This is a genomic window from Ensifer sp. VA4, assembly GCF_055710065.1.
The window spans coordinates 1-25,696 of record NZ_JBVQPO010000004.1; the positions used below are offsets into that span (position 1 = coordinate 1).

A 25,696-nucleotide genomic window follows, 5' to 3' on the forward strand; every position below is an offset into this window, starting at 1 on the left:
GAAACTCTAGAGCGAAGGTCGTCGTCGCCAGCAGCGCCGCCGCCCTCGTCAGTGATCGGGCTTATAGACCCACCCCCTCTCACACGTCAACAGACATTTTCAAAAAAACTTCAAAATTCTACAACATCTTGATTCTAAAGAATAATTTCTACTGTTGATAAATTCGGGGGATTTAGAGCCCCCAATCCGCAGCGCGAATCTTTGATCGGATGGTCAAAAACCTGATGGCCGCTTCACATGATCAAAATTGCCCCTCAAAGTGAGCCTCTCTACATATAGACAGCAGGGGCTCTCTCGGTCGTCAGATATTGATCTCTCGGCAGGCAAGCGCCCCGCGAGCACGCCTACAGACGCGCCACGCCTTGCCCTTGGCTAGGCAATTGCCGTACTTGCGAAATGTTCGCCCTGCCCGACATGACGATCCATGCAGCGGGACAGACCAACCAACACGGGTGAGCGCGAGCCGGCGGATGCGGCCGGCCGAACGTGGCGCCATGATTCACATAGGGGCGGAGATCCAGACGTGACGACACAGCTACCTGCGCTTCCGGTTCGCGAGGCGCTGCCCGCACTGGCAGATGCACTGACCGCAGGCCCCTCCGTGGTGCTTTCGGCCCCGCCCGGCGCCGGTAAGACGACGCTCGTCCCTCTCTTCCTGCTCGAACAGGACTGGGCAAAGGGCGGCAAGATCATTCTGCTCGAGCCCCGACGGCTGGCAGCACGGGCCGCAGCGGGCCGCATGGCGGAGCTGCTCGGCGAGAAGGTCGGCGAAACCGTCGGCTATCGCATGCGCCTCGACAACCGCATCTCGGCCAAGACGCGCATCGAGGTCGTGACCGAAGGCGTGTTCGCCCGCATGATCCTCGACGACCCGGAACTCAAGGGCGTCGCGGCCGTGCTGTTCGACGAATTCCATGAACGCTCGCTCGACGCGGATTTCGGCCTCGCACTGGCACTCGACGTTCAGGCGGCACTGCGCGACGATCTGAAGATCATCGTCATGTCGGCGACGCTCGATGTCGAACGCGTCGCCGGGCTGCTCGGCGGCGCGCCTGTCATAGAGAGCCGGGGCCGCAGCTATCCGATCGACATTCGCTACCAGGATCGCGGCGGCGAGAGTGTCGAAGATGCCATGGTGCGCGCCATTGTCGAGGCGCATCGCACGGAAGACGGCTCCATCCTCGCCTTCCTGCCCGGCCAGGCAGAGATCTCCCGTGTCACCACGCGGCTCCAGGATCGCTTCGATGCCGGCACCGCGATCGTACCGCTTTACGGCAACCTGACCCAGAAAGAGCAGGATGCGGCGATCCGTCCGGCGCCAAATGGCACCCGCAAGATCGTGCTCGCCACCTCGATCGCCGAAACCTCGATCACCATCGACGGCGTGCGCATCATCGTCGACAGCGGCCTGCAGCGCCTGCCGGTGTTCGAGGCGGCGACCGGGATTACCCGACTGGAGACGGTGCGGGTTTCGCGGGCCTCCGCCGACCAGCGCGCCGGCCGTGCCGGACGGACGGAGCCCGGCATTGCGATCCGCCTCTGGCACAGCGGCCAGACGGCGGCACTTGCTGCCTTCACGCCGCCGCAGATTCTCGCCAGCGACTTGTCGGGCCTACTGCTCGACTGCGCCCATTGGGGCGTCAGCGATCCAACGACGCTTGCCTTCATCGACGCACCGCCGGAAACGACGCTTGCGGAAGCACGGAAACTGCTGACCGCACTCGGCGCACTGGACGAGGCCGGCGCACTGACGGCAAAAGGTCGCAAGATCCGCGATCTGGCCCTGCCCCCACGCCTGGCGGCGATGGCGGTCGCCGCGACCGAAGAGGGCCAGGCCGAGGCCGCGTGCCTGCTCGCGGTGATGCTCACCGAACAGGGCCTCGGCGGCAACGGCATCGATCTCGAGGATCGGCTGCGTCGCTTTCGCCAGGAGCGCGGCGACCGCGCCGAGGCCTCGCGCAATCTCGCGCGCCGCATGGCGGCCGAGCTGAAGGGCGCACCAAGATCGAGCGAACCGATCCAGCCGGGCGCCCTGCTGATGCACGCCTTCCCCGATCGCATTGCACTTCAGCGCGGCGGCCGCGGCCGATTCGTGATGGCAAACGGACGCGGCGCGGAGATCCCGGAGACGGAACGGCTGGCGGCCGCGCCGATGCTGGTCATCGCCGACTTGACCGGCCGTGCCGGTGGCCAGCGGGTGCTGGCGGCCGCCGAACTGACGCGGGCCGAGGTCGAAGCGCATATGCCCGAGGCGATCACCCGCGAAGACCAGAGCTTCTTCGACCGGCAGAGCCGGCAGGTGCGCGCACGTCGCGTGACGCGGCTCGGCGCGATTATCTTCGAGGAGGCGCCACTCGCCAGGCCGACCGGCGAAGCCGCCGCGCGCGCACTTGCCGATGGCGTGCGCCAGCTCGGCCTTGCGGTTCTGCCCTTCTCAAAGGAGGCGATGCAGATGCGCGACCGCATCGGCTTCCTCAACCGCTCGATCGGCGAGCCCTGGCCGGATGTCTCCGATCAGGCCTTGCTCGACCGCCTCGACGATTGGTTCGTGCCCTTCCAGCATGGCGTCACCGCCATCGCCGACATCAAGGCGTCCAACCTGTCGGACGGCCTGCTCTCCCTCATTCCGCACGAGCGGCAGCGGGAACTCGCCAAGCTTGCGCCGACGCATTTCGAGGCGCCAACCGGGCAAAGGCACCCGATCCACTATGATGGCGACGAGCCGCTTCTGTCGATTCGCGTGCAGGAGCTCTTCGGCCTCAAGACCCACCCGGCGATCGGCGACGGCCGCCTGCCGCTGCTGCTCGAACTGATTTCGCCCGGACATCGCCCAATCCAGACAACGCGCGACCTGCCCGGTTTCTGGGCGGGCTCCTGGCGCGACGTGCGCGCGGACATGCGCGGCCGCTATCCGAAACATCCATGGCCCGAAGATCCGGCCAATGCGACGCCGACGACACGGGCAAAGCCGCGTGGTACATGAAACAGCACAATCGACGACCGGAATGCAGGCACGAATGACCACAGTTGCGCTCGAACACAACAACGACCAGACCAGCAACCGAAGCCTGCGCTTGCAGACGCTCGTTCGCCTGCGCTGGCTTGCCGTCGGCGGCCAGTCGATCGCCGTCCTCATCACGGCTTTCTGGCTGCAGTTTCCGCTGCCGCTGATTTCCTGCCTGGTGCTGATCGCGAGCCTCGCACTGGTCAATGCCTATGTGACGCTGCGCTATCCGCCGACGCATCGGCTGCAGCCCCCGGCCGCCTTCGCGCTGCTGGGCCTCGACCTCGCGCAGATCACCGGGCTGCTGTTCATCACCGGCGGGCTGACCAATCCCTTCGCACCGCTGCTCTGCGTTCCCGTCATCATCTCCTCGGCATCACAGCCGAAATCACACAGCATCATCCTCGCCGGTCTCGCGGTGATCGCGATCACTGCGCTTGCCTTCTCGCCCTTCCCGCTGCCCTGGTATCCCGGCACGGTTCTCCTGATGCCGCGGGTTTTGACCGCCGGCATCTGGTTCGCGATCGTCTCGATGACCGCCTTTGCCGCCTTCTATACCTACCGCGTCTCGCTGGAAGCGAGCGAACTTTCGGAGGCCCTGACGGCAACCGAACTGGTGCTGCAGCGGGAAAAGCACCTGTCGCAGCTCGACGGGCTTGCGGCGGCGGCGGCACATGAGCTCGGCACGCCGCTTGCGACGATCAGCGTCGTCGCCAAGGAAATGGAGCGCGAACTCGGCAACGATCCGCGTTTCGGCGAGGATGTGCATCTGCTGCGCAGCCAGAGCGAGCGCTGCCGGGATATTCTCAAAAGGTTGACGACGCTCTCCTCCGAGAGCGAGGAACACATGCGGCTGCTGCCTCTGTCCTCGCTGATCGAAGAGGTGATGGCGCCGCATCGCGAGTTCGGCATCCACATCAACCTCATCGAGAAGGGCGACCGCACCACTGAGCCGGTCGGCAATCGCAATGCCGGCATTCTCTACGGGCTCGGCAACCTGCTCGAAAACGCGGTCGACTATGCCAAGAAGGAAGTGGCGGTGACCGTGGAGCATACGGCCGACCGCGTGAAAGTGACGATCGAGGACGATGGCGACGGCTTCGCCCCGGATATCCTGCAACGCATCGGCGAACCCTATGTGACGCGCCGGCAAAAGGACGACAGCGCCGGCGGCCTCGGGCTCGGCCTCTTTATCGCGAAGACGCTGCTCGAACGTTCGGGCGCGCGCCTGCGCTTCGAAAACGGCGGACCGGACAGGCCGGGCGCCCGGGTCAGCGTCGAATGGCCGCGCGCCCTGATGGATACGAAACTGGCGAAATGACATTTCGCAGTTTATTGAACGAGGCTGCCGCATAATTTTGGATCGGAATCGATTTAGAGCCAAGATTATGCAGTAATTCAAAGTGCTACAGCGACCTTTGCGCGTCTTCTACGACGCGCGGCGCTGTAGAAGAACCCTATAATCTCGGCGAAAGCGCAGGTTTTCGCTCAAGGATTGCCAGAATGACTGACAAATCGACAGCTTCGCCCAGCACACCCGCACAGGACGCCGAACTGATCGGACCGGACCGCACCCTGCTGCTCGTCGACGACGACGCGCCCTTCCTCAGGCGCCTGGCCCGCGCCATGGAAGCCCGCGGCTTTTCCGTCGACATTGCCGAATCGGTCGCGGAAGGTATCGCCAAGGCCAAGGGCAAGCCGCCGAAATACGCCGTCATCGACCTGAGGCTCGGCGATGGCAGCGGCCTCGACGTGATCGAAGCGATCCGCGGGCGACGCGACGACACGCGCATGATCATGCTGACCGGCTACGGCAACATTGCCACCGCCGTAAACGCCGTGAAGCTCGGCGCTGTCGACTATCTCGCCAAACCGGCCGATGCCGACGATATCTTCGCGGCGCTCGTTCAGCGCCAGGGCGAGCGCGTCGAGCCGCCGGAGAACCCGATGTCGGCCGACCGGGTGCGTTGGGAGCACATCCAGCGCGTCTACGAGATGTGCGAGCGCAACGTGTCGGAGACGGCACGCCGGCTCAACATGCATCGCCGCACGCTGCAGCGCATTCTCGCCAAGCGCGCGCCGAAATAGGTAAAGCGCCTCAACCGATTCGGGGCGGAGAACCGCTTCGCACTACGGGGATTGCTCGGGGATCAGCCACCGTCGCGGCCGCCGGAGAGAATGTCGCCGATCGAATCACCGAGCTCGCCATTGCGCTCGGCCGCCCATTCGGCCAGCATCAGCCGTTGCGCCGCCGTGCGGGCAAAGAGCTGCAAGACGGATTTGCGCGTGGCCGGCGGCAGCTTGTGCTCGGGCGCCTCGCGAACGAGGTGTCCGTCGTAACCGTCGGAAAGCAATAGGCCACACTCCTCTGGGAAGATGTCCAGCGGCACGCCGGCATGGGTTGCGAAGAACAGCCGGTCGCAATGCTGCCGGTACTCCGGCCATTTGCGGTCGATTCGAAAATCCTCGATCGAGGTCTTGATCTCGACAATCCAGATCTCGCCCTTGGCCGACAGCGAGATCAGATCGGCGCGCCTTCCGCTCGCGAGCGTCAACTCGGGCAGCACCGAATGGCGCAGTTCGGCAAAAAGCCGCTGTACACCGCGGCGCACCATCATCGCGCGATTCGACTGACGACCGTCAATCAGAGGGTTGTCGCCATGGATGGAGAGGATTGTCATCTGTCCGGGCTCCCTTTGAGCCGGCGATTTTGTTGCAAAAAAGCAAGCGTCATGGAATTTGCACTTTCTAGCCAAATTGTGGCCGCGCAATCTCTTGCATAGCACAAACTAATCGAAAATAACCGGTCTCACTGTTGGTCGCGGCGACCCAGTTTTACTTCGCTTCTTTTTAAGAGACCCCCATGCGCTTCCGCAATGCCTTCCTCTTGTGCAGCCTCGCGGCGACACTGGCCGTTGCCGGCTGCTCGACGACGTCGTCCAAGCCCGAGACTGCTGCCAACGAACCTGCTCCCGTAGCGGAAAAGATCGCTACGAATCAGATCTTTAACGGCGAATATGGCGCAGTTGAGGATCACGGCTATGCGCTGCCGGCCATTCCGATCAACAAGGTCGACAGCCGTTACCATCGCCAGATCGTCGACTACACCACCAGCGAACGCCCCGGTACGATCGTCGTCAACACGCCGAATCGCTTCCTGTACTACGTACTGCCCGGCGGCAAGGCCGTGCGCTACGGCATCGGCGTCGGCAAGGCCGGCTTTGCATGGGAAGGCGAAGCCTACATCGCCTGGAAGCAGGAATGGCCGATGTGGCATCCGCCGAAGGAAATGGCCGAGCGCAAGCCGGAAGTCGCGAAATATGTCGAGGAAGGCATGGGTCCCGGCCTCAAGAACCCGCTCGGCGCCCGCGCGCTCTACCTCTTCAACGACGAAGGCAAGGATACGCTGTTCCGTCTGCACGGCACGCCGGAATGGTCCTCGATCGGCACCGCCGCATCGTCGGGCTGCATCCGCCTGATCAACCAGGACATCATCGATCTTTATTCGCGCGTTCGCCCCGGCAAGAACGCCCGGGTTGTCGTCCAGCAGTAACCGAATCACACCAGCGCATCCGAAGCCGCCGACACCCGTCGGCGGCTTTTTTGCGTCGACACTCAACCACCATTTGCCGGCGTTACGATACTGCAACGCAGCTTGCCAGCCACGCACAGTTGCTGTTCGAAAACACCCTCAAATCAGGGTCGCGAAAACCGAGCAATGTGACGCGAAAAAGTTCTATTTCGACTTAAATTCAGCCGCTTATTAAGTAAGCGTTATCTAAACAAAAGAAACAGTGTGCCCAAGAAATTCCGCTCGGGAGGACTGGCATGCTGATCAAGACCAAGCTTATCGGCGCGATTGCGCTTCTATCATCCATTGCCATCGGCATCGCCACTTACAGCCAGAGCACGCTGTTGAAAACCAGCGACATGATGGATGCGGTCTATGCCGATCGCATCGTGCCGCTAAAGAACCTCAAGGCGACTTCCGACGCCTTTGCAGTCTCGATCGTCGACGCCGCCCATAAGGTTCGCAACGGCAACGAATCGATGGAGAGCGGGCTTGCCTCGGTCAATGCCGCACGGGAGACGATCAAGACCAACTGGGATGCCTATGCGGCGACTTCAATGACCGACGAGGAACGGAGACTCGTCGACAACGCCCGGAACCAGATGGTCGTTGCAATGGATTCGATCACGGCGCTCACCCAAATTCTGTCCAGCAAGGACCAGAAGGCACTCGACACGTTCGTGCGCGACAAGCTCTACGCGACGATCGATCCGTTGACGGCGACGATCTCCGAGATCTCGGACCTGCAGGTCGAACTTTCCGGCACGGCCTTTGAAGCCAAGCATCGCGAGTTCGAGACGGTGCAGACGCTCAACATTGCCATCATCGTTCTCGTCATGGGGCTTGCCGCCGGCACCTTCCTTGTCGTGCTGCGCGGCGTCGTCGGACCGCTCGGCCGCCAGATCGCCGCCATGCGCCGGCTGATCGACGGCCACGTCGAAGATGCCGACGAGCCGGTGAACGGCAAGGACGAAATCGCCGACATGGCCCGCGCCATCCAGTCCTTCCGCGAGGCCGCGCGATCGAATCTGCGGCTGCAGGCGGAGGCGGAAGAGACTCGCCGCACCAGCGAAGCCGAGCGCATTCGCGTACAAAGACAGGCGGAACAGGACGCGCAGCAGCGGCTGACGCAAGCGACCGCCGGTCTCGCCGGCGGGCTGCAGCGGCTTGCCAATGGCGATCTCGCCGTCCGGCTGCATGAGCCTTTCGCCGCAGAATTCGAGCAGTTGCGGCATGACCTCAACAAGGCAGCCGAACAGTTGAACGACGCGTTGCTGGCTGTCGCCGACAGCGCCGGGAACATCGGCATGGGTACGCGTGAGATCAGCCAAAGTGCCGACGATCTATCCAAACGGACCGAACAGCAGGCCGCGTCGCTCGAAGAGACGGCTGCGGCACTCGACGAGATCACCGCCAATGTCAGCAACTCCTCCAGACGGACGGAGGAGGCGCGCGATGTCGCCGGCGAAGCGAAGACCAGCGCGGCCCAGTCCGCCGTCGTTGTCGCCAATGCCGTCGAGGCGATGCGGCGGATCGAAGAATCGTCGAGCCAGATCTCCAGCATCATCGGCGTGATCGACGAGATCGCCTTCCAGACGAACCTCTTGGCGCTGAACGCCGGCGTCGAAGCGGCGCGGGCCGGCGAAGCGGGCAAGGGCTTTGCCGTTGTTGCCCAGGAAGTGCGCGAACTCGCCCAACGCTCGGCCAAGGCCGCTAAGGAAATCAAGGATCTCATCCGCACATCGAGCCAGGAGGTCGAAAACGGCGTGCGTCTGGTGCGCGACACCGGCGAGGCGCTCCAGACGATCGAGGCGCATGTGATCACCATCAACGAACATATGGCCGCGATTGCCACGTCCGCCCGGGAACAATCTGTGGGCTTGAGCGAGGTCAACACGGCGGTCAACCAGATGGATCAGGTGACGCAGCGGAACGCGGCGATGGTCGAGGAAGCCAATGCCGCCTCCGCCACCCTGGCGCAGGAGGGCACCAATCTGCGCAACCTGATCGGACGCTTCATCCTCACCGGCGAGACGCAGGCAAAGGCCGAATCGAGGCCCCCTGCCCCGGTAGCCGCTCCAGCCGCAAGCCGCGATCAGGCTCGGCCCGTTGCCAAGGCAACGCGGCGGCCAGCCGCCTACGCGACACAGGGCAACGCCGCGCTCGCCACAGACGGCTGGGCCGAATTTTAGACCTCGTCCGGCGGAGACGACTAGACGAGGCGTATATCTAAGCCGGGACCGCGCATGAAAAAACAGAGCCGTGCGGTCGAACGAACACACGGCTCTGCATTGATATTGAGACGTCAGCGGCCAATCAGGCGGCGTTGCGCGCCTTCAGCTCCAGCCGGCGGCGATGCAGGACCGGTTCGGTGTAGCCGTTCGGCTGCTCGCGCCCCTTGAGAACGAGGTCGAGCGCCGCCTGGAAGGCGATCGAGCCGTCGAAGTTGCCAGCCATCGCCACATATTGCGGGTCGTCGGCATTCTGACCATCGACGACGGCGGCCATGCGCTTCATCGTATCGACGACCTGGCCCTCGGTGACGACGCCATGATGCAGCCAGTTGGCCATGTGCTGGGCGGAAATACGTAACGTCGCGCGGTCTTCCATCAGGCCGACATTGTTGATGTCGGGAACCTTCGAGCAGCCGACGCCCTGGTCGACCCAGCGCACGACATAACCGAGGATGCCTTGAGCGTTGTTGTCGAGTTCGCGCTGGATTTCCTCCGGCGTCCAGTTCGGCCGGGTCGCGACCGGCACCGACAGGATGTCGGAGAGCTTGGCGCGGCTCCGGTTCTTCAGGCCTGCCTGAACTTCGGCGACATTGACGCGGTGGTAGTGGGTCGCGTGCAGTGTCGCGGCGGTCGGCGACGGAACCCAGGCGGTATTGGCGCCGGCCCTCGGGTGGGCGATCTTCTGCTCGAGCATCGCCGCCATCAGGTCAGGCATGGCCCACATGCCCTTGCCGATCTGGGCATGGCCGGAGAGGCCGCATTCCAGGCCGATATCGACGTTCCAGTTTTCGTAAGCCGCGATCCAGGCGGCCTGCTTCATGTCGCCCTTGCGGATCATCGGGCCTGCTTCCATCGAGGTGTGGATCTCGTCGCCGGTGCGGTCGAGGAAGCCGGTATTGATGAAGACGACGCGCTCACGGGCGGCGCGGATGCATTCCTTGAGGTTGACCGTCGTGCGGCGCTCCTCGTCCATGATGCCCATCTTCATGGTGTTGGCGGGCATGCCGAGCGCTTTTTCGACGCGCGCGAAGATCTCGCAGGCGAAGGCGACTTCTTCCGGTCCATGCATCTTCGGCTTGACGACATACATGGACCCTTCGCGGGAGTTCATGCCCCGGCCGTCCTGACCGATATCATGCAGGGCGATCAGGGCCGTGACCATGGCATCCATGATGCCCTCGGGTACTTCCTTGCCGTCACGATCAAGGATAGCCGGATTCGTCATGAGGTGGCCGACATTGCGGACCAGCATCAGCGAGCGGCCGGGGAGCGACAGCGTACCGCCGCTTGCTGCCTCATAGGTGCGGTCGGCGTTGAGGCGGCGGATGAAGGTCTTGCCGCCCTTGGCAACTTCCTCCTCGAGGTCGCCCTTCATGAGGCCGAGCCAATTGCGGTAGACGACGACCTTGTCTTCGGCGTCAACGGCGGCGATCGAGTCTTCGCAGTCCATGATCGTGGTGATCGCCGATTCGAGAATGACATCGGAGATGCCGGCCGGATCCTCCTTGCCGATCGGCGTGGAGGTGTCGATAACGACGATCGCATGCAGATTGTTGTGCCGGAGAACGATCTCCGACCGCGCGCCTTCCGAACCGGAATGACCCGCGAACTGGGCCGCATTGCGCAGCACCGTGTTCGAGCCGTCCTTGAGCCCGATCGTCAGCGCGCCGCCCGCAACCTTGAGCGAGCTGACGTCGGCCCAGTTTCCCTTTGCCAGCGGTGCGCTGGCATCGAGGAAATCGCGCGCCCAGGCGATGACCTTGGCGCCGCGCTTGGGATTGTAGCCGCGGCCCTTTTCCGCGCCATCGGCGTCCGAAATCGCGTCCGTGCCGTAAAGCGCATCATAGAGCGAGCCCCAGCGCGCATTGGCGGCATTGAGCGCATAGCGCGCGTTCATGACGGGAACGACGAGCTGCGGGCCGGCGATCGTCGCGATCTCCGGATCGACATTGGCGGTCGAAACGCTGAAATCGCCGCCTTCCGGCAGCAGATAGCCGATATCTCGAAGGAAGGCCTGATAGGTTTCGATGTCGCTGGGTGCGCCGTTCTGCTTGTACCAGGCATCGAGCTTGGCCTGGAGATCGTCGCGCTTGGCGAGCAGCGCCCGGTTCGTCGGCGCCAGGTCGTGCACGAGGGCGGAGAACTGCTCGAAGAAGTGCTCGGCATCGATGCCGGTACCCGGCATCGCCTCTTCCACCAGAAAGCGATGGAGACCCGCATCTATCTTCAACCCAAACTTCTCAATGCGGTCCATCTGCCAGCTCCTTGAAATAGACGAGAGGAGCGCTACCGCTCCCAAGGGATGCGATGAACGCCCCGACATGTGTTGATCTTGCGCCTGAAGCCGATCGCGGACCAGCCCATACGCAATGCGCGCGTGAAACGGCGGCAGTTTCTCACCAATTCATTCCCTGTCAATTCTGCAAGGATGCGAAGAATTGTTTCCGGAATGGAAAAGATCAGCCGTGGGCGATGCGAGGTCGGCCGCTGGCGGACGCAATGAACCGGGCCTCGATCAGCTTGCGGCTGCCCTCGACTTCCGGTGCGTCGATTTCCTCGCGCAGCAGCGATGCGGGATCGTCCGCTCCATTGGTGCGCGCCGTTTCCAGCGCCACCGCCTCGGCCCGCCGACGGGCGACATCGAAGGCCTGTTCCTGATCGATAAAGCGTTCGCTGGTCCCGGCGCCGTTGACGACGAAGATGCCTTCCTCGGGCATCGTCACAAAGACCGTGACCGTAGCGCTGACCTGGCCGACCACGGCACCAACGGCATTGGCGACGCCGGCCTCCTCGGGAATGGCGGCTTCCGTCCCGAGCATCTTAGCGATATCAGGGTAATAGACCGGCGCCGAAGCACCGAGGCCGACGAGCGGACGGTCGAGACCGAGCGAGAAGCGCACGATGCCCGGCGTGCGGGTGAGCGCGCGGTCGACGGCCTGCGAGACGGCGGGATCGATGGCACCGGCGCCATCTTCGCCAAGGCAGGCCTGCAGGATGACTTCGGAGGATTGCCGCGTCAGGCGGTCGACGATCATCTGCGCCATCGCTTCCGGCGAGAACGCGATCGGTTGGCCGGAGCCGTCGCGGGTGCGCGCCGCAAGCTGAATGCCAAGCTCCGCCGCCTCGAGGTTCCATTGCGATTGCCTGCCAAGCACATGCATGGCGTCCGACGGCGTAAGACCACAGATATGGACGAGGCCACGCCCCACCAGGCGATCGAGCGTTGCCTTCTGCGGGGTCGAAACCAGCAGCGTCTCCAGCGCAACGGGTACGGCGCCGATTCGCTTGTAAAGTGCCTGCTCCTGCGGCTGCAGGCCGCTCGCGAGATAGTCCGGCAGACCGGTGCGGACTGCAAATCGGCCATTGTGGCGCCCGCTGTGCTGGGCGCGCATCTGTTTTTCGAGCACCGAGATGACAGCATCGCCATGCAGGGCGGCCGCCAGGCTGAGCGGCATCAGCCGGCGCGGGCCGAGGTCGAGCTTCGCCTTCAGGCCGCGGTCGTTGATGCGCACTTCCGAATCGCCGCCGAGGCCATAGGTCCGCATCGCCACCGCCTCGACCATGGTGCGGAAGCCGCCGACGACGGCGCCTTCGGCGTCAAGCCGCGGCCGACCGCCTTCGAGAACCGCGACGTCGGTCGTCGTGCCGCCGATATCGGAAACCACGGCGTTGTCGAGGCCGGTCAGGTGCCTTGCGCCGACGAGGCTCGCCGCCGGGCCGGAAAGGATCGTCTCGATCGGGCGCAGGCGCGCTTCTTCCGCCGAGATCAGGGCGCCGTCACCGCGCACCACCATCATCGGCACGTCGATGCCGCGCGCCTTCAGGAAACCTTCGCAGGAGCCGATTAGCCGGTCGATCATCGACACCAGCCGGGCATTGAGCAGCGTCGTTAAGGCGCGGCGCGGGCCCCCGAGCTTCGAGGACAGTTCATGGCTGCAGGTTACCGGCAAATGCGAGACTTCGCGAATACGGTCGCGGACGCGCTTTTCGTGATCCGGATTCCGGACGGCGAAATAGCCGGCAATGGCGAAGGAAGAAACCTGTCCGGCGAGCACCGGCAGGGCAGCGTCGAGCTCGCTCATGTCGAGCGGGGTTTCGCCGCCGTGCACATTGTGCCCTCCGGGCAGGAAGATCACCGGATCGGAGCCGAGCGCCTCCAGCAAACCGTCGCGCTTCAGATCGTCAGGGCCGAAGCCGATCATCACCAAGCCGGCGCGACCGCCCTGCCCTTCGACGAGCGCATTGGTGGCAAGAGTCGTCGACAGCGAGACCATGCTGATCGCCGAAACCGGCACTTTCGCCTGATCGAGTACCGCCTCGACCGCGCCGGAAATACCGACCGCGAGGTCATGGCGCGTCGTCAATGCCTTGGCCTTGGCGACGACCCCTTGCGTCTCCGAGAAGAGAGCGGCGTCGGTATAGGTGCCGCCGGTGTCGATGCCGAGAAGAAAATGAGAGGTCAATTGGCGCAGTCCGGAATTCGCGCGGGGCGCAAGGCCCCGGGTTCAATGGGGATCGATGCGGTGATATGACATATTTCAAGAGAAAACCATCGTGCCGCGGACATCGATGATCAACTGGGCGACACGGATCAAAAGATCGGGACACCATGTTCGAAATCCGCCGTCCGTCTGTTCTCGTCCGGCTCCTGTCGGTCGCCTTCATCTGGCTTCCGCTGAACCTCGCCCAGGCGCAAGACGCGGAGGAAGAAGAATACAAGCCGCAACTTCCCGACGTCGCGATCTACAAGGCGATGCTCGACGCCAACAAGCAGACCGGGTGGGTGCAGTTCCGCAACTATGATGACCGGCAGCTTATCTATTTCACCGCATTGCAGACGATGCATTGCCGGCTATCGGAAATCCGCTATTCGATCAATTCGGACGCGCTCGACCGGCGTTTCCCGCTGGCGAAGTGCAATCCGCAGATCCCCTTCAACCTGCCGGCCGACGAGACGGCGGAGTATGTCTATATCTCGTTGCCGGCGGACACCGCAAAGTCGCTGACGATCCAGGCGGTCTGGGATGATGGCGCTGGAAGCGAGATCGTCGTCTACAAGCCGTGCGACAATGTCGGCGACGCCACCTGCGCCCAGATCAAGACGATCAAGAAGCCGTCGAAACAACTGCAGCAACCGAAACCGGCCGATTCGCCGGTGCGCTCGGTCCAGTCGCCGATCCCGGGCAAGACCTTCAGCGAGCCGACACCCTCATCGGCAACCCGCCCCGCGGTTGAGTAGTGAGCCGCTGCACCGGCCAGGGTTTCGTCTCCTCGGTCGGGTCGAAGCGATAGCGGTGCATCAGCACTGCGAGCGCGATCACTGCCTCCTGCAGGGCGAAGGTGGCGCCGATGCAGACGCGCGGGCCGGCGCCGAAGGGCAGATATTGGTAACGATGAAGCTTCTCACGGTTTTCCGGCAGGAAACGCTCGGGCATGAAGGCGCGGGGCTTGTCCCAGTAGAGCACGTGGCGGTGCAAGGTCCAGGGCATGATCAGCACCGCGATGCCCTTGCGTATGCGCACCCGCTCGCCTGTCGGAGAGGTCCACTCGTCTTCCTCGATCGCAGCGCGGTTGATCGACGGCGCCGGCGGATAGAGTCGCATCGCCTCCTCGAAGGCGGCAAGCACATGCGGCATCAGGCCGAGCCATTCGACCGGCTCGGCCCCGCTCGCGATCGCGGCATCGATTTCGGCCTCCATCGTCTCGCGATAGGCGGGCGTGTTGGCGATGCAATAGAGCGTCCAAGCGAGCGCGCGGGCGGTCGTCTCGTGCCCGGCGCCGATGAAGGTCAGGATATTGTCCTCGATCTCGGAGGTCGAAAGGCCCTGGCTGCCCTCGATCTCCAGAAGCAGGGTCAGAAAATCCTTCGGCGTGCCTTCGGGGTCCTCCACCATCTTGCGGCGCCGAAGCGCCATGGTCTCGGATACGATCGAGCGGAAGCGGTTCATCACCCGCTTGCCGCCGATCCGCGTCGGGCGTGGCACCCATTCCGGCGCCAGCAGGATATCCATCGGATCGACGCGCCCCATACGGTGCAGGAGTTCCTCGACGCTCTGGACAAACCCGTCCCGCTCGACGGCGACCTCCCCCGAGAACAGCGTCTCGGCGAGGATGTCGAAAGTGAGCTCCGTCATGTCATTGGCGATGTTGGTCATGAACGGGGCCGCCTTGGCGCCGGCGTAACGCTCAGCGAAATCCTCGGATCTGCGCAACATCTGGCCGGCGAAGCCCTTGGCATGGCGCGGCGTAAACACCGGCGCCATGGCCTTGCGCGAACGCTTCCAGACCTCACCCTCGGCCGTCAACAGGCCATCGCGCAGGATGGGTCTCAGGATCAGCCGGCGAACCTTCGACATCTCGTAGTTGCCGACATTGTCGACGAGGATGTGGCGGATGAGGCCGGGATCGTTGACGATCAGCGTGCGCTGGGTGACGAACTTCGTCTCGATCCAGGGCAAGGTGTAGGACGGCTCGCCCCACAGTTCGAGTGGATTGCGTAGGACTGTCCTGATGATCTTCAGATAGGAAGGGATGCCCACTCGAGGAACGGGAGCCGGCGGTTCGAAGGGCTCCGGACGCATGTCCATGGTGATTGCCTTTCTCGATTGCGCCAATGATTTCAGGTTTTTACGGCGCAATCAAGGAAAGTGCTTCACGTGAATCACAGCAGCTTTTCGAGCTCCGCAAGCTTGTCGTTGACGAGCCAGCCGTAATAGTTTTCCTCTGGCCATTGCGCCTGGCCGCTCTGGATCTTGGCGGCGAGGGCCGCAGCGCGGCCGTCAGGATCACCAACATTGTAGAGCGTCGCGGTGATGCCGGGATTGTCGGAAATATCGAGGCCGGCGATCGACTTGTAGGCGTCGATCGAATGGCGGATCGAGGCCGCCATATAGGCGAGCGAGACGTCCGGATCCATGATCGCCTCATAGACGCCGGCGGCATTGTTCTCGTCGAGACGGTCGTAGCCAGAGGTCTTCGCGACCATGTCGGTCAGCATCAGCGCCGTCAGCGGGTTGATCTGGCCGAGCCCGAAGGTCTGGCCGGCGAAGAACGGCTGGAAGAAAACGGCGCTGAAGCGGTTGTTCGGGAAGGATTTGCCGCCGACCGACTTGCCGCGGAAGTCATTGTCCCAGACGCGCTCGCGGCAGCTCCAGAGCGCATAGGCGCCCTTCTTGGCGCCGCATTCGGCAAATTGCGGCCGGGTTACGAATTCGGCAACCGTTTCGCCGTCATAGCCGAACTGGAAGCTGTTGCCGGCGTAAGCGGCCGCCTTGACGTAATAGGACTGCAGCCGGTCATAGGCATCGACATTATAGGTGTGCTCGCCGACGATGGCGCCAACCATGTGGATCGGCGCGATGCCATAGGCGCGCGAGACGGACTTGATCTTGCTGATCAGCTGCTTGTCGGTCGCCAAGAGATCGCGGACTTTCTCGAACTTGGCGTCGAAGGAGGTGCGGCCGGCCTTGGTGCGGCGCACGGAAGCGCCGGGAATACCGGGCTGCTCGACGTTGCGGTTTCCCGGCGGAACGGCGGTCGCCGCGATTGACTGGCTTGCGGTCAGGCAAAACGTGGCGATAGCGAGCATGCAGGCGGTGAAACGCACGATCTCTTCTTCCTGTGAATGGTGGAGGCGGCCTCGGTCGGCGGCGCGGCTCCTACGCCAAGATCATGTCGGAAAAATGCCCGGACCACGATCAATTCCCGCGTCCGTGTTAGAAAATATGCAGGCGCCTGTCGAGAGACAGGCGCCTGCATATTCAGGGTTGCGGGCGTTTGCCTGCGCCTTCGACCGAAATGTCACAGGATGTAGCGCGACAGATCGGTGTTGGCGGCGAGATCGCCGACATGCTTGCGCACATACTCGGCGTCGATCGTCACTTCCTGGCCGCCGCGATCGGGCGCATTGAACGAAATCTCGTCCAGCACGCGCTCCATCACCGTCTGCAATCGGCGGGCGCCGATGTTCTCGACTGTGGCGTTCAACTGCACGGCCACGTCGGCGAGCGCGTCGATCGCGTCGTCGGTGAAGTCGAGCTTGACCTCTTCCGTGTCCAGGAGCGCCTTGTACTGGCGGATGAGGCTGGCTTCCGTTTCCGTCAGGATGCGGCGGAAGTCTTCCTTGGTCAGTGCACGAAGCTCGACGCGGATCGGCAGGCGGCCCTGCAATTCCGGCAGGAGATCCGAGGGCTTGGCCACGTGGAAGGCGCCGGAGGCGATGAAGAGGATGTGGTCGGTCTTGACCGGCCCGTACTTCGTCGCAACCGTCGTGCCTTCGACGAGCGGCAGCAAGTCCCGTTGCACGCCTTCGCGTGACACGCCCGCCCCCATGCCGCCTTCCCGCGAGGCGATCTTATCGATCTCGTCCAGGAAGACGATGCCATCGTCTTCGACCGCCTTCACTGCCTCGCGCTGGATCTGCTCATTGTCGAGCAACTTGTCGGATTCGTCATTGATCAGCAGGTCATAGGATGCCTTGACCGTCGTCTTGACCTTTTTCGTGCGGCCGCCGAGTGCCTTGCCGAACATTTCCGAGAGATTCAGCACGCCGATATTGGCGCCCGGCATGCCCGGGATTTCGAAACCGCCGGGTGTACCGGTGTCGGCGAGGTCGACCTCGATCTCCTTGTCGTCGAGCTCGTTGGCGCGCAGCTTCTTGCGGAAGCTATCGCGCGTCGCCGGCGACGCGGTTGCGCCGACCAGCGCGTCGAGCACGCGCTCTTCGGCGTTCTGATGGGCCTTGGCCTTGACTTCGGCGCGGCGCTTCTCGCGCACTAGACCGATGCCGACCTCGACGAGGTCACGCACGATCTGCTCGACGTCGCGGCCGACATAGCCGACTTCGGTGAACTTGGTCGCCTCAACCTTGACAAAGGGTGCGCCGGCGAGTTTGGCCAGGCGCCTTGAAATCTCGGTCTTGCCGACACCGGTCGGGCCGATCATCAGGATGTTCTTCGGCATTACCTCGTCGCGCAGTTCGTCGCCGAGCTGCTGGCGGCGCCAGCGGTTGCGAAGCGCGATGGCCACGGCGCGCTTGGCATCCTTCTGGCCGATGATGTAGCGATCGAGCTCGGACACGATCTCTCTGGGTGAAAACGTACTCATCTAGTCCTCTCAAACTCGGTCCGTGTCAGCTCCATCAGGAGCGTGCGACCGGACGCATCTATCCATTCTGCGTAGGGCACGAAGCCGGCCTTGGTGTAGGCACTGACGGCTCTGCGGTTGCCTGCATCGGGGTCGATCACGATTCGCGAAGCGCCAGCGGCAAAGAGCCTTCCGGCGAAGGCTTTCAGGACGAGCGACGCGACGCCCCTGCCCGTCATCTCCGGCGGGCCAATGAAGATGTCGACGCCGGGCACATCAGCCGGCAGATCCCTTGCCCAGGGCTCCTCGTCATATTGCGAGGGGGTCCAGGACTGGATGTAACCGGCCGGCTTGTCGGCCAGGTGGAAGATGAAGCCTTCCACTTCTCCGGTCGCGCAGCCTTCGCGGATCAGCTCCACTTCCTTGTCCGGGTCGCCCCACCATTGCCGCACATGCGGTTCGCTCAGCCAGGCATGCAGCATCGAGAGGTGACCATCGGCCACCGGCACGAAGCTGACATGCGGCCGGTCATTCGGCATCCAGCGTCTCCACCACGATATTGTGGTTGGTATAGACGCAGATGTCACCGGCGATCTGCAGCGCCCGCCGGGCGATGTCCTCGGCCGACTTGTCGCTGTCCATCAGGGCGCGCGCCGCAGCCAAGGCGTAGTTGCCGCCGGAACCGATGGCGATCGTGCCATGCTCGGGTTCGAGAACGTCACCGTTGCCGGTGATCGCCAACGTTATCGACCTGTCGGCAACCAGCATCATCGCTTCGAGGTTGCGCAGATACTTGTTGGTGCGCCAGTCCTTGGCAAGCTCGACGGCCGCGCGCATGAGCTGGTCCGGATATTGCTCAAGTTTGGCCTCGAGCCTTTCCAGAAGCGTGAAGGCATCGGCGGTCGCGCCGGCAAAGCCGGCAATGACGTCGCCCTTGGAGAGGCGCCGCACCTTGCGGGCATTGCCCTTCATCACGGTCTGGCCGAGGCTCACCTGGCCGTCACCGGCCATCACCACCTTGCCATCCTTGCGTACCGTGATGATGGTCGTCGCATGCATCGTTCCGTAGGGATTGTGTTCACTCATGAAGATACCTGTCAGCCCCTGATACTTAGGGCGTTTACTTGGGGGCGTTGCGGCTCGTGACACGAGCCTGGTTGCTTGAGGCCTATGTAAGTACGGCAGACACATTTGCAAATGGCAACTGCCCGCAGGCACAATCCTCATTCGGGGCCCGGTGTCGGATGACTCGAATCGAGCGCTCAAGTTCTGGATATTTGGGCATTTGCCTGATAAGGAGCGGCCAGATCGCAAGCGAGCGCGAGACGAGGAGACCGCACGGACTTTCCTCATCGCACTGGCGCATACAGGAGAGCCCGATGGCAGAAGCCACGTCCAGCCGCACCGCACAGGTTTCGCGAAAGACCAACGAAACCGCGGTATCCGTATCGGTCAACGTCGACGGCACCGGAATCGCCAAGATTTCGACCGGCGTCGGCTTCTTCGACCATATGCTGGACCAGCTCGCCCGCCATTCCCTCATCGACATGGAGATCAAGACGGATGGCGACCTGCATGTCGACGACCACCATACGGTCGAAGATACCGGCATCGCCATCGGCCAGGCCATTGCCAAGGCGCTCGGAGACCGGCGCGGCATCACCCGCTACGCCTCGCTCGACCTCGCCATGGACGAGACGATGACGCGCGCGGCGGTCGACGTTTCCGGCCGGCCGTTCCTCGTCTGGAACGTGACCTTTACCTCGCCGAAGATCGGCACCTTCGACACGGAACTCGTGCGCGAATTCTTCCAGGCGCTCGCCCAGCACGCCGGGATTACGCTGCATATTCAGAACATCTACGGCGCCAACAACCATCATATCGCCGAGACCTGCTTCAAGTCCGTCGCCCGCGTGCTTCGCACCGCAACCGAAATCGACCCGCGCCAGGCCGGCCGCGTTCCCTCAACCAAGGGGACCCTTGCCTAAGCGGCCAGTCACTGGCTGAGATCCATGGCTTCTTACATGATCCTGACCCCACCGGGTGCGCACGCAGACGATGAGCGTGCGCGCTTTGTTGCCGATGGCTTCTCCTGGACGGCCTTTCTCTTCCCGGCGCTCTGGCTTCTCGCCAAGCGGCAATGGGTAATCGGAATCGCAGTTGCCATTCTGCAAATTTCGTTAATCTCGCTCTCGAGTGTCGCAGGCGGTTTCCTCGCATCGGTGCTGGTACAGTTCGCTCTGCGGCTGCTCGTCGCGCTCGAAGGACCGGTTCTGGTGGCGCGCAGCCTGACGGCCCGCGACTGGACGCTGCGTTCGATCGTTCCGGCACCCAATCTGGCGGCGGCCGAAGAGATCTACTTCACGAGCGTGGCTTCGAGCGAGACGAAGCCGACCCCACCCTCCCCGGCCGACTGGACCGCGCGCAAGCCCTCGAACGGCGGTCCGGGTCTCGGCCTTTTTGATTCCTACGGAGAACGCTGATGCGCGTCGCCATCATCGATTACGGCTCGGGTAACCTGCGCTCGGCCACCAAAGCCTTCGAACGAGCCGCTCGCGAAGCCGGCATTTCGGCCGAGATCGACCTTACCGACAAGCCGGAACGGGTGGCGAGCGCCGACCGCGTCGTGCTTCCGGGTGTCGGCGCCTATGCCGATTGCCGCCGCGGCCTTGCCGCAGTCGACGGCATGGAGCAGGCGCTGACTGAAGCGGTGGAGCAGGCGGGGCGGCCGTTCCTCGGCATCTGCGTCGGCATGCAGCTGATGTCCTCGCGCGGGCTCGAAAAGACCATCACCCATGGCTTCGGCTGGATCCCGGGCGACGTCGTCGAAATGACGCCTTCCGACGCGTCGCTGAAGATCCCGCAGATCGGCTGGAACACGCTGAAGCTCAAGCGCGAACATCCGCTGTTTGACGGCATCCGGGTTGGCGAAACCGGTCTGCATGCCTATTTCGTGCATTCGTACCACCTGGCGGCCGAGAACGCCGAGGACGTGGTGGCCGAGGCGGATTACGGCGGTCCGGTCACGGCCTTCGTCGCCAACGGCAACAAGGCCGGCTCGCAGTTCCACCCGGAAAAGAGCCAGGCACTCGGCCTCGCCCTCATCTCGAATTTCCTGCGCTGGAAGCCCTGAGCTTTCGCACGACTGATTGGACAGACCTATGATCCTTTTTCCCGCGATCGACCTGAAAGACGGGCAATGCGTGCGCCTGAAGCTTGGCGACATGGACCAGGCGACGGTTTACAACCCCGACCCGGCGGCCCAGGCCCTTGCCTTTGAAGAACAAGGCTTCGAATGGCTGCACGTGGTTGACCTGAACGGCGCCTTTGCCGGCGAGACGGTCAACGGCGCGGCCGTCGACGCCATCCTCAAGGCGACCAAGAACCCTGTGCAGCTCGGCGGCGGCATCCGCACGCTCGAGCATATCGAAAACTGGCTCACGCGCGGGCTCGCCCGCGTCATCCTCGGCACGGTCGCCGTGCGCGATCCGGCGCTCGTCATCGAGGCCTGCCGCAAGTTCCCCGGCAAGGTCGCCGTCGGTATCGACGCCAGGGGCGGCAAGGTCGCCGTCGAGGGCTGGGCGGAGGCCTCCGAGCTCGGCGTCATCGAGCTTGCAAAGAAATTCGAGGGCGCCGGCGTCTCCGCGATCATCTATACCGACATCGACCGCGACGGCATCCTGACCGGCATCAACTGGGCCTCGACCTTGGAACTCGCGGACGCGGTCTCCATTCCGGTGATTGCCTCGGGCGGCCTCGCCTCGATGGACGACATCCGCCGCATGGTCGCACCGGACGCACGCAAGCTCGAAGGTGCCATTTCCGGCCGCGCGCTCTATGACGGCCGCATCGACCCGCAGGAGGCGCTGGACCTGATCCGCGCCGCGAGAAAGGCGTGAAACCATGACCCTCAAAGCCCGTGTCATTCCCTGCCTCGACGTCAAGGACGGCCGTGTGGTCAAGGGCGTCAACTTCGTCGACCTGATCGACGCCGGCGATCCGGTGGAAGCGGCACGCGCTTATGACGCCGCCGGCGCCGACGAGCTCTGCTTCCTCGACATCACGGCCTCCTCGGACAATCGCGAGACGATCTTCGACGTGGTCGCCCGCACGGCCGAGCAGTGCTTCATGCCGCTGACTGTCGGTGGCGGCGTGCGCCAGGTGGCCGATATCCGCAAGCTGCTGCTCGCCGGCGCCGACAAGGTGTCGATCAACACCGCCGCCGTGAAGAACCCGGAGTTCGTCGCGGAAGCGGCCGACAAGTTCGGCAACCAGTGCATCGTCGTTGCGATCGACGCCAAGAAGGTATCGAAGGACGGCGAAGCGGACCGCTGGGAAATCTTCACCCATGGCGGACGGCAGCCGACCGGCATCGACGCGATCGAGTTTGCCCGCCGCGTCGTCGACCTCGGCGCTGGCGAGATCCTGTTGACCTCGATGGATCGCGACGGCACGAAAAGTGGCTACGACATCGCGCTCACCCGCGCGGTCGCCGACGCCATTCGTGCACCGGTCATCGCGTCCGGCGGCGTCGGGACGCTCGACCACATGGTCGCTGGCATCCGCGACGGCCACGCAACCGCCGTGCTCGCCGCCTCCATCTTCCACTTCGGCACCTATAGCATTGGCGAAACCAAGCGCTATATGGCGGAGCATGGCATCGCCATGCGCCTCGACTGAGCTTCAGGATCCTCCATGGCTGATTTCACACTTTCCGATCTCGAGGCCATCGTCGCGACACGCGCGAAGGCAGCGCCGGACGAATCCTGGACGGCAAAACTGGTGGCGAGCGGCCAGCCGAAGGCGGCCAAGAAACTCGGGGAAGAGGCGGTCGAGACGGTGATCGCGGCCGTCGGCAACGACCGCGCGAATCTCGTCGCCGAGAGCGCCGATCTGCTCTATCATCTGATGGTCGTATTGAACATCGCCGACATTCCGTTACAGGATGTGCTGAACGAACTTGCGCGGCGAACGAAACAATCCGGCCTGCAGGAAAAGGCAAATCGGCAGAATCCATGACGATAGCGGCGAAAGACATCGAAGCGGCCGACTTGCCGGACAATCCGCAGAAGCGAGACTATTCGCCCTATCATTTCTTCACCGCCGAGGAATGGTCGCGCTTTCGCGCCGACACGCCGCTGACGCTGACTGCCGACGAAGTGCAGCGGCTGCGCTCGCTGAACGACCCGGTCGACCTCCGCGAGGTCCGGCAGATCTATCTGTCGCTGTCGCGCCTGCTTTCCACCCATGTGGAATCGTCGCAGATGCTCTTCGAGCAGCGCAAGCGCTTCCTCAGCATGTCGGACGAAACCAAGACGCCCTTCGTCATCGGCATCGCCGGGTCGGTTGCCGTTGGCAAGTCGACCACGGCGCGTATCCTCGCGCAGCTCCTGTCGCGCTGGCCGTCGAGCCCGAAGGTCGATCTGGTGACGACCGACGGCTTCCTCTATCCGAATGCCGTGCTTCAGCGCGAAAACATGATGGATCGCAAAGGCTTTCCGGAGAGCTACGACGTCGGGGCGCTGCTGCGCTTCCTGTCGGCGATCAAGGCGGGACAACCCAACGTCAAGGCGCCCAGCTATTCGCACCTGACCTATGACGTGCTGCCGGATCAGTTCACGGTCATCGACCGTCCGGATATCCTGATCTTCGAAGGCATCAACGTCCTGCAGTCACGCAACCTTCCGGCCGACGGCAAGATCGTGCCGATGGTCTCGGATTTCTTCGACTTCTCGATCTACATCGATGCCGAGGAGAGCCTGATCCATAGCTGGTACGTCAACCGCTTCATGCGGCTGCGCGAAACGGCCTTCAAGAACCCGGAATCCTACTTCCATCGCTACGCCACGATCAGCGAGGATGCCGCCCGCGCGATTGCCGAGGGCCTGTGGCACAACATCAACCTGAAGAACCTGCACCAGAACATCCTGCCGACGCGCCCGCGCGCCGACCTGATCCTGCAGAAGGGTCCGAACCACCTGACGGAAAAGGTGGCTCTCAGGAAGCTGTAGGTCATCATTACGCAATTCCGAATGGAAAACCGCTACGCGCTTTTCCTGGACTTTCTCCGAGCGTTCGACCGGCGGTCAGGGATTGACGCGGCGAAGCGTCAGATTGACCCGGCCGCCATGCTTCAGGAGCGTCGACGTGTTCGGGTAGATCCGGTCGACGCCATGGAAGGCAAGCCGGCCTTCCCCGCCCAGCACGACGACGTCGCCGCTTTCGAGCCGGAAAGACATGGTCTGGCCGCCGCGCGTGTTGCCGCCGACGCGAAAGAGGCAGCTATCGCCGAGCGAGATCGATACGACGGCCGTTTCGAGGTCGCGCTCGTCGCGGTCCTGGTGCAGACCCATGCGGGCCTCCTCGGAATAGAAGTTCACCAGGCAGGCCTCCGGCGTCTTGTTGCTGGCGGAAACCGCATTCCAGATTTCGAGCAGCACATCCGGCATCGCCGGCCAGGGGTGGCCGGTCACCGGATGCTGAGCCTGGTAGCGATAGCCGCGATCGCGATCCGTGACCCAGCCGAGCGAACCGCAATTGGTCATGCGCACCGACATGGGTTTGCCCGTTTTCGGCATTTCCGGCACGAACAATGGCGCTTCGGCCACGACGAGGCGGATCGCCTCGACAAGCTGCTCCTGCCGGGTTCGGTCGAGAAAGCCCGGAATGTGTCTGACCCCTTTCGGGAGCACCTGCATGGGTGACAGTCCTCTTATTCGAGGCCGAGAAGCGCTGCCGGTTCGCCATAGCGAAGCCGCCAGCCGGCATAAGCGACATCCGTCGGCCCGACGACGTGGTCGATCAGGTTCCAGCGGCCGTTCTGGAAGCTGACCAGAGCGGGATAAGGAAAAGTGTGCGCGGTTTTCCGCCCGTATCCCGCTCTAACTTAAAAGAACCGATCACGTTTATGATTTGGGTCGCTCCGACCCAAATCATCGTGATCTTGTGCGAACACCGTCCGACCATCCATCATCTCGGCCTCGTCGCGCAACCCGGTTTGCGCAAGATCGATCGCGCCGCCGCCGGGACGCTGCGACTCCACCTGCATGAAGGCCCAGTTGGGCGAGGCGCGCATCGTCGTGACGACGAATTCGACAGGGCCACGCATCTCCGCCTCGACCGCCGGGCGGATCGCGTCGAGGATCGCGGCACGTTCGGCATTACCCTTGGCGGGCTCACGGAAGGGCTGCGCCAGTGAAGCGCCGGCAAGCCAGAGGCTCGCCAGCGCGGCGATTGACAGAGAGCGCCCGACCGACACGCTCAAGCGGCGTCCAGATCCGGAATGCGCAGAACCTGGCCGGGGTAGATCTTGTCCGGATGCGTCAGCATCGGCTTGTTGGCTTCGAAGATGGCCGTGTGCTTCGCACCCTTGCCCCTGCCGTATTGCGCTTCGGCGATCTTCCAGAGGTTGTCGCCCTTCTTGACGGTATAGAAAACCGGCTCCTTGGCCGGAGCAGGCTCAGCGCCGGCATCAGCGACCTTGAGCTCGGACGCCTCGACCGCCGAGACACCGAGCGTGTTGCCGACGGCAACGACGGCCTTTTCGAAGACGCTCTGGTCCCTCACGACACCTTTCAGCACGACCTTGTCACCGGCCACTTCGACCTGCACGTCCTTGGTGCCGAGATCGTGGGATGCAAGCTCCTTCTGAACGCTTTCGGCATCCGGAGCGTCATCGTCGCCGCCGATGCCGAGCTTCTTGCCCGCGTTCTTGATAAAGCTGAAAAGACCCATGAAATATCTCCTTTTGCCAAAACACTGCCGATAAGAGAGGGCGCCGCCTGCCAAAGGCAAGGAGCGGCA

General features: G+C 63.4%; 24 protein-coding genes. 13 read left to right on the top strand and 11 right to left on the bottom strand.

The window, feature by feature from the left end:
* Positions 1 to 523 precede the first annotated feature (523 nt).
* From hrpB to AC0C6X_RS07270, 3 genes are all read left to right on the top strand, one after another.
* Positions 524 to 2,983: an ATP-dependent helicase HrpB gene (hrpB, locus tag AC0C6X_RS07260; RefSeq protein WP_472952344.1), complete on the top strand. Its 2,460-nt coding sequence runs from the start codon at positions 524 to 526 to the stop codon at positions 2,981 to 2,983.
* A gap of 34 nt (positions 2,984 to 3,017) precedes the next feature.
* The gene (locus AC0C6X_RS07265; RefSeq protein WP_247959300.1) at positions 3,018 to 4,325 is read left to right on the top strand and encodes an ActS/PrrB/RegB family redox-sensitive histidine kinase; all 1,308 of its coding nucleotides are present in this window, start codon (positions 3,018 to 3,020) and stop codon (positions 4,323 to 4,325) included.
* Between the two features lie 182 nt (positions 4,326 to 4,507).
* Entirely contained in the window at positions 4,508 to 5,092 is a 585-nt protein-coding gene (locus AC0C6X_RS07270; RefSeq protein ID WP_472952346.1) for an ActR/PrrA/RegA family redox response regulator transcription factor, read from the top strand.
* A gap of 62 nt (positions 5,093 to 5,154) precedes the next feature.
* On the opposite strand, the gene AC0C6X_RS07275 is transcribed toward AC0C6X_RS07270, so the two are convergent.
* Positions 5,155 to 5,685 carry an MmcB family DNA repair protein gene (locus AC0C6X_RS07275; RefSeq protein WP_173518008.1) on the bottom strand — a complete coding sequence of 177 codons (531 nt, stop codon included), beginning with the start codon at positions 5,683 to 5,685 and terminating at the stop codon, positions 5,155 to 5,157.
* Between the two features lie 182 nt (positions 5,686 to 5,867).
* Here AC0C6X_RS07275 and AC0C6X_RS07280 point away from each other — a divergent pair, with 182 nt between their 5' ends.
* Positions 5,868 to 6,557: a L,D-transpeptidase gene (locus tag AC0C6X_RS07280; protein WP_472952347.1), complete on the top strand. Its 690-nt coding sequence runs from the start codon at positions 5,868 to 5,870 to the stop codon at positions 6,555 to 6,557.
* A gap of 275 nt (positions 6,558 to 6,832) precedes the next feature.
* On the top strand, positions 6,833 to 8,767 hold the full coding sequence (locus AC0C6X_RS07285; protein ID WP_472952348.1) for a HAMP domain-containing methyl-accepting chemotaxis protein: 1,935 nt from the start codon (positions 6,833 to 6,835) through the stop codon (positions 8,765 to 8,767).
* A 124-nt stretch (positions 8,768 to 8,891) separates the two neighbouring features.
* On the opposite strand, the gene AC0C6X_RS07290 is transcribed toward AC0C6X_RS07285, so the two are convergent.
* Positions 8,892 to 11,063: a malate synthase G gene (locus AC0C6X_RS07290; RefSeq protein WP_173518005.1), complete on the bottom strand. Its 2,172-nt coding sequence runs from the start codon at positions 11,061 to 11,063 to the stop codon at positions 8,892 to 8,894.
* 205 nt (positions 11,064 to 11,268) lie between these two features.
* Positions 11,269 to 13,272: a hydantoinase/oxoprolinase N-terminal domain-containing protein gene (locus AC0C6X_RS07295; protein WP_472952350.1), complete on the bottom strand. Its 2,004-nt coding sequence runs from the start codon at positions 13,270 to 13,272 to the stop codon at positions 11,269 to 11,271.
* A 146-nt stretch (positions 13,273 to 13,418) separates the two neighbouring features.
* Between AC0C6X_RS07295 and AC0C6X_RS07300 the strand changes: the two genes are divergently transcribed.
* On the top strand, positions 13,419 to 14,048 hold the full coding sequence (locus AC0C6X_RS07300) for a hypothetical protein (RefSeq protein ID WP_472952351.1): 630 nt from the start codon (positions 13,419 to 13,421) through the stop codon (positions 14,046 to 14,048).
* Here AC0C6X_RS07300 and AC0C6X_RS07305 read toward each other — a convergent pair.
* The 5 genes from AC0C6X_RS07305 to hslV form a co-directional block, all read right to left on the bottom strand.
* On the bottom strand, positions 14,002 to 15,396 hold the full coding sequence (locus AC0C6X_RS07305; RefSeq protein WP_173518002.1) for a cytochrome P450: 1,395 nt from the start codon (positions 15,394 to 15,396) through the stop codon (positions 14,002 to 14,004). The genes AC0C6X_RS07300 and AC0C6X_RS07305 overlap by 47 nt on opposite strands.
* A gap of 74 nt (positions 15,397 to 15,470) precedes the next feature.
* On the bottom strand, positions 15,471 to 16,415 hold the full coding sequence (locus AC0C6X_RS07310) for a DUF1402 family protein (protein WP_247959306.1): 945 nt from the start codon (positions 16,413 to 16,415) through the stop codon (positions 15,471 to 15,473).
* Between the two features lie 194 nt (positions 16,416 to 16,609).
* Positions 16,610 to 17,914, bottom strand: a complete 1,305-nt coding sequence (gene hslU / locus AC0C6X_RS07315; protein ID WP_173518000.1) for an ATP-dependent protease ATPase subunit HslU — start codon at positions 17,912 to 17,914, stop codon at positions 16,610 to 16,612.
* Positions 17,911 to 18,432, bottom strand: coding sequence for a GNAT family N-acetyltransferase (locus tag AC0C6X_RS07320; protein ID WP_173517999.1), 522 nt, complete (start codon positions 18,430 to 18,432; stop codon positions 17,911 to 17,913). Before AC0C6X_RS07320 ends, hslU begins: the two co-directional genes overlap by 4 nt.
* Positions 18,422 to 18,979, bottom strand: coding sequence for an ATP-dependent protease subunit HslV (gene hslV, locus AC0C6X_RS07325; RefSeq protein WP_173517998.1), 558 nt, complete (start codon positions 18,977 to 18,979; stop codon positions 18,422 to 18,424). The genes AC0C6X_RS07320 and hslV overlap by 11 nt, the downstream gene beginning before the upstream one ends.
* A 293-nt stretch (positions 18,980 to 19,272) precedes the next feature.
* Between hslV and hisB the strand changes: the two genes are divergently transcribed.
* Genes hisB through coaA form a run of 7 tightly spaced genes read left to right on the top strand, consistent with a single transcriptional unit; the run spans position 19,273 to position 23,904 of the window.
* Positions 19,273 to 19,881, top strand: a complete 609-nt coding sequence (gene hisB, locus AC0C6X_RS07330) for an imidazoleglycerol-phosphate dehydratase HisB (RefSeq protein ID WP_429818721.1) — start codon at positions 19,273 to 19,275, stop codon at positions 19,879 to 19,881.
* A gap of 24 nt (positions 19,882 to 19,905) precedes the next feature.
* Positions 19,906 to 20,376 (top strand): DUF2628 domain-containing protein, encoded by a 471-nt coding sequence (locus tag AC0C6X_RS07335; protein ID WP_173517996.1) that lies wholly within the window; start codon positions 19,906 to 19,908, stop codon positions 20,374 to 20,376.
* Positions 20,376 to 21,026 carry an imidazole glycerol phosphate synthase subunit HisH gene (gene hisH, locus AC0C6X_RS07340; RefSeq protein ID WP_247959307.1) on the top strand — a complete coding sequence of 217 codons (651 nt, stop codon included), beginning with the start codon at positions 20,376 to 20,378 and terminating at the stop codon, positions 21,024 to 21,026. Before AC0C6X_RS07335 ends, hisH begins: the two co-directional genes overlap by 1 nt.
* 28 nt (positions 21,027 to 21,054) lie before the next feature.
* The gene (hisA, locus tag AC0C6X_RS07345; protein WP_472952352.1) at positions 21,055 to 21,792 is read left to right on the top strand and encodes a 1-(5-phosphoribosyl)-5-[(5-phosphoribosylamino)methylideneamino]imidazole-4-carboxamide isomerase; all 738 of its coding nucleotides are present in this window, start codon (positions 21,055 to 21,057) and stop codon (positions 21,790 to 21,792) included.
* A gap of 4 nt (positions 21,793 to 21,796) precedes the next feature.
* Positions 21,797 to 22,573, top strand: a complete 777-nt coding sequence (hisF, locus tag AC0C6X_RS07350; RefSeq protein WP_173517993.1) for an imidazole glycerol phosphate synthase subunit HisF — start codon at positions 21,797 to 21,799, stop codon at positions 22,571 to 22,573.
* 15 nt (positions 22,574 to 22,588) lie between these two features.
* On the top strand, positions 22,589 to 22,912 hold the full coding sequence (locus AC0C6X_RS07355) for a phosphoribosyl-ATP diphosphatase (protein WP_173517992.1): 324 nt from the start codon (positions 22,589 to 22,591) through the stop codon (positions 22,910 to 22,912).
* The gene (coaA, locus tag AC0C6X_RS07360) at positions 22,909 to 23,904 is read left to right on the top strand and encodes a type I pantothenate kinase (protein WP_173517991.1); all 996 of its coding nucleotides are present in this window, start codon (positions 22,909 to 22,911) and stop codon (positions 23,902 to 23,904) included. The genes AC0C6X_RS07355 and coaA overlap by 4 nt, the downstream gene beginning before the upstream one ends.
* Positions 23,905 to 23,979: 75 nt before the next feature.
* Here coaA and AC0C6X_RS07365 read toward each other — a convergent pair whose 3' ends face one another.
* The 3 genes from AC0C6X_RS07365 to lysM all read right to left on the bottom strand — a co-directional run bounded on the left by AC0C6X_RS07365 (position 23,980) and on the right by lysM (position 25,627).
* Positions 23,980 to 24,591, bottom strand: coding sequence for an alpha-ketoglutarate-dependent dioxygenase AlkB (locus AC0C6X_RS07365; RefSeq protein ID WP_173517990.1), 612 nt, complete (start codon positions 24,589 to 24,591; stop codon positions 23,980 to 23,982).
* A gap of 188 nt (positions 24,592 to 24,779) precedes the next feature.
* Positions 24,780 to 25,151: a hypothetical protein gene (locus AC0C6X_RS07370; protein ID WP_247959510.1), complete on the bottom strand. Its 372-nt coding sequence runs from the start codon at positions 25,149 to 25,151 to the stop codon at positions 24,780 to 24,782.
* A gap of 2 nt (positions 25,152 to 25,153) precedes the next feature.
* Complete coding sequence (lysM, locus tag AC0C6X_RS07375) at positions 25,154 to 25,627, bottom strand: peptidoglycan-binding protein LysM (RefSeq protein WP_472952355.1); 474 nt, start codon at positions 25,625 to 25,627, stop codon at positions 25,154 to 25,156.
* Between the last annotated feature and the right edge of the window lie 69 nt (positions 25,628 to 25,696).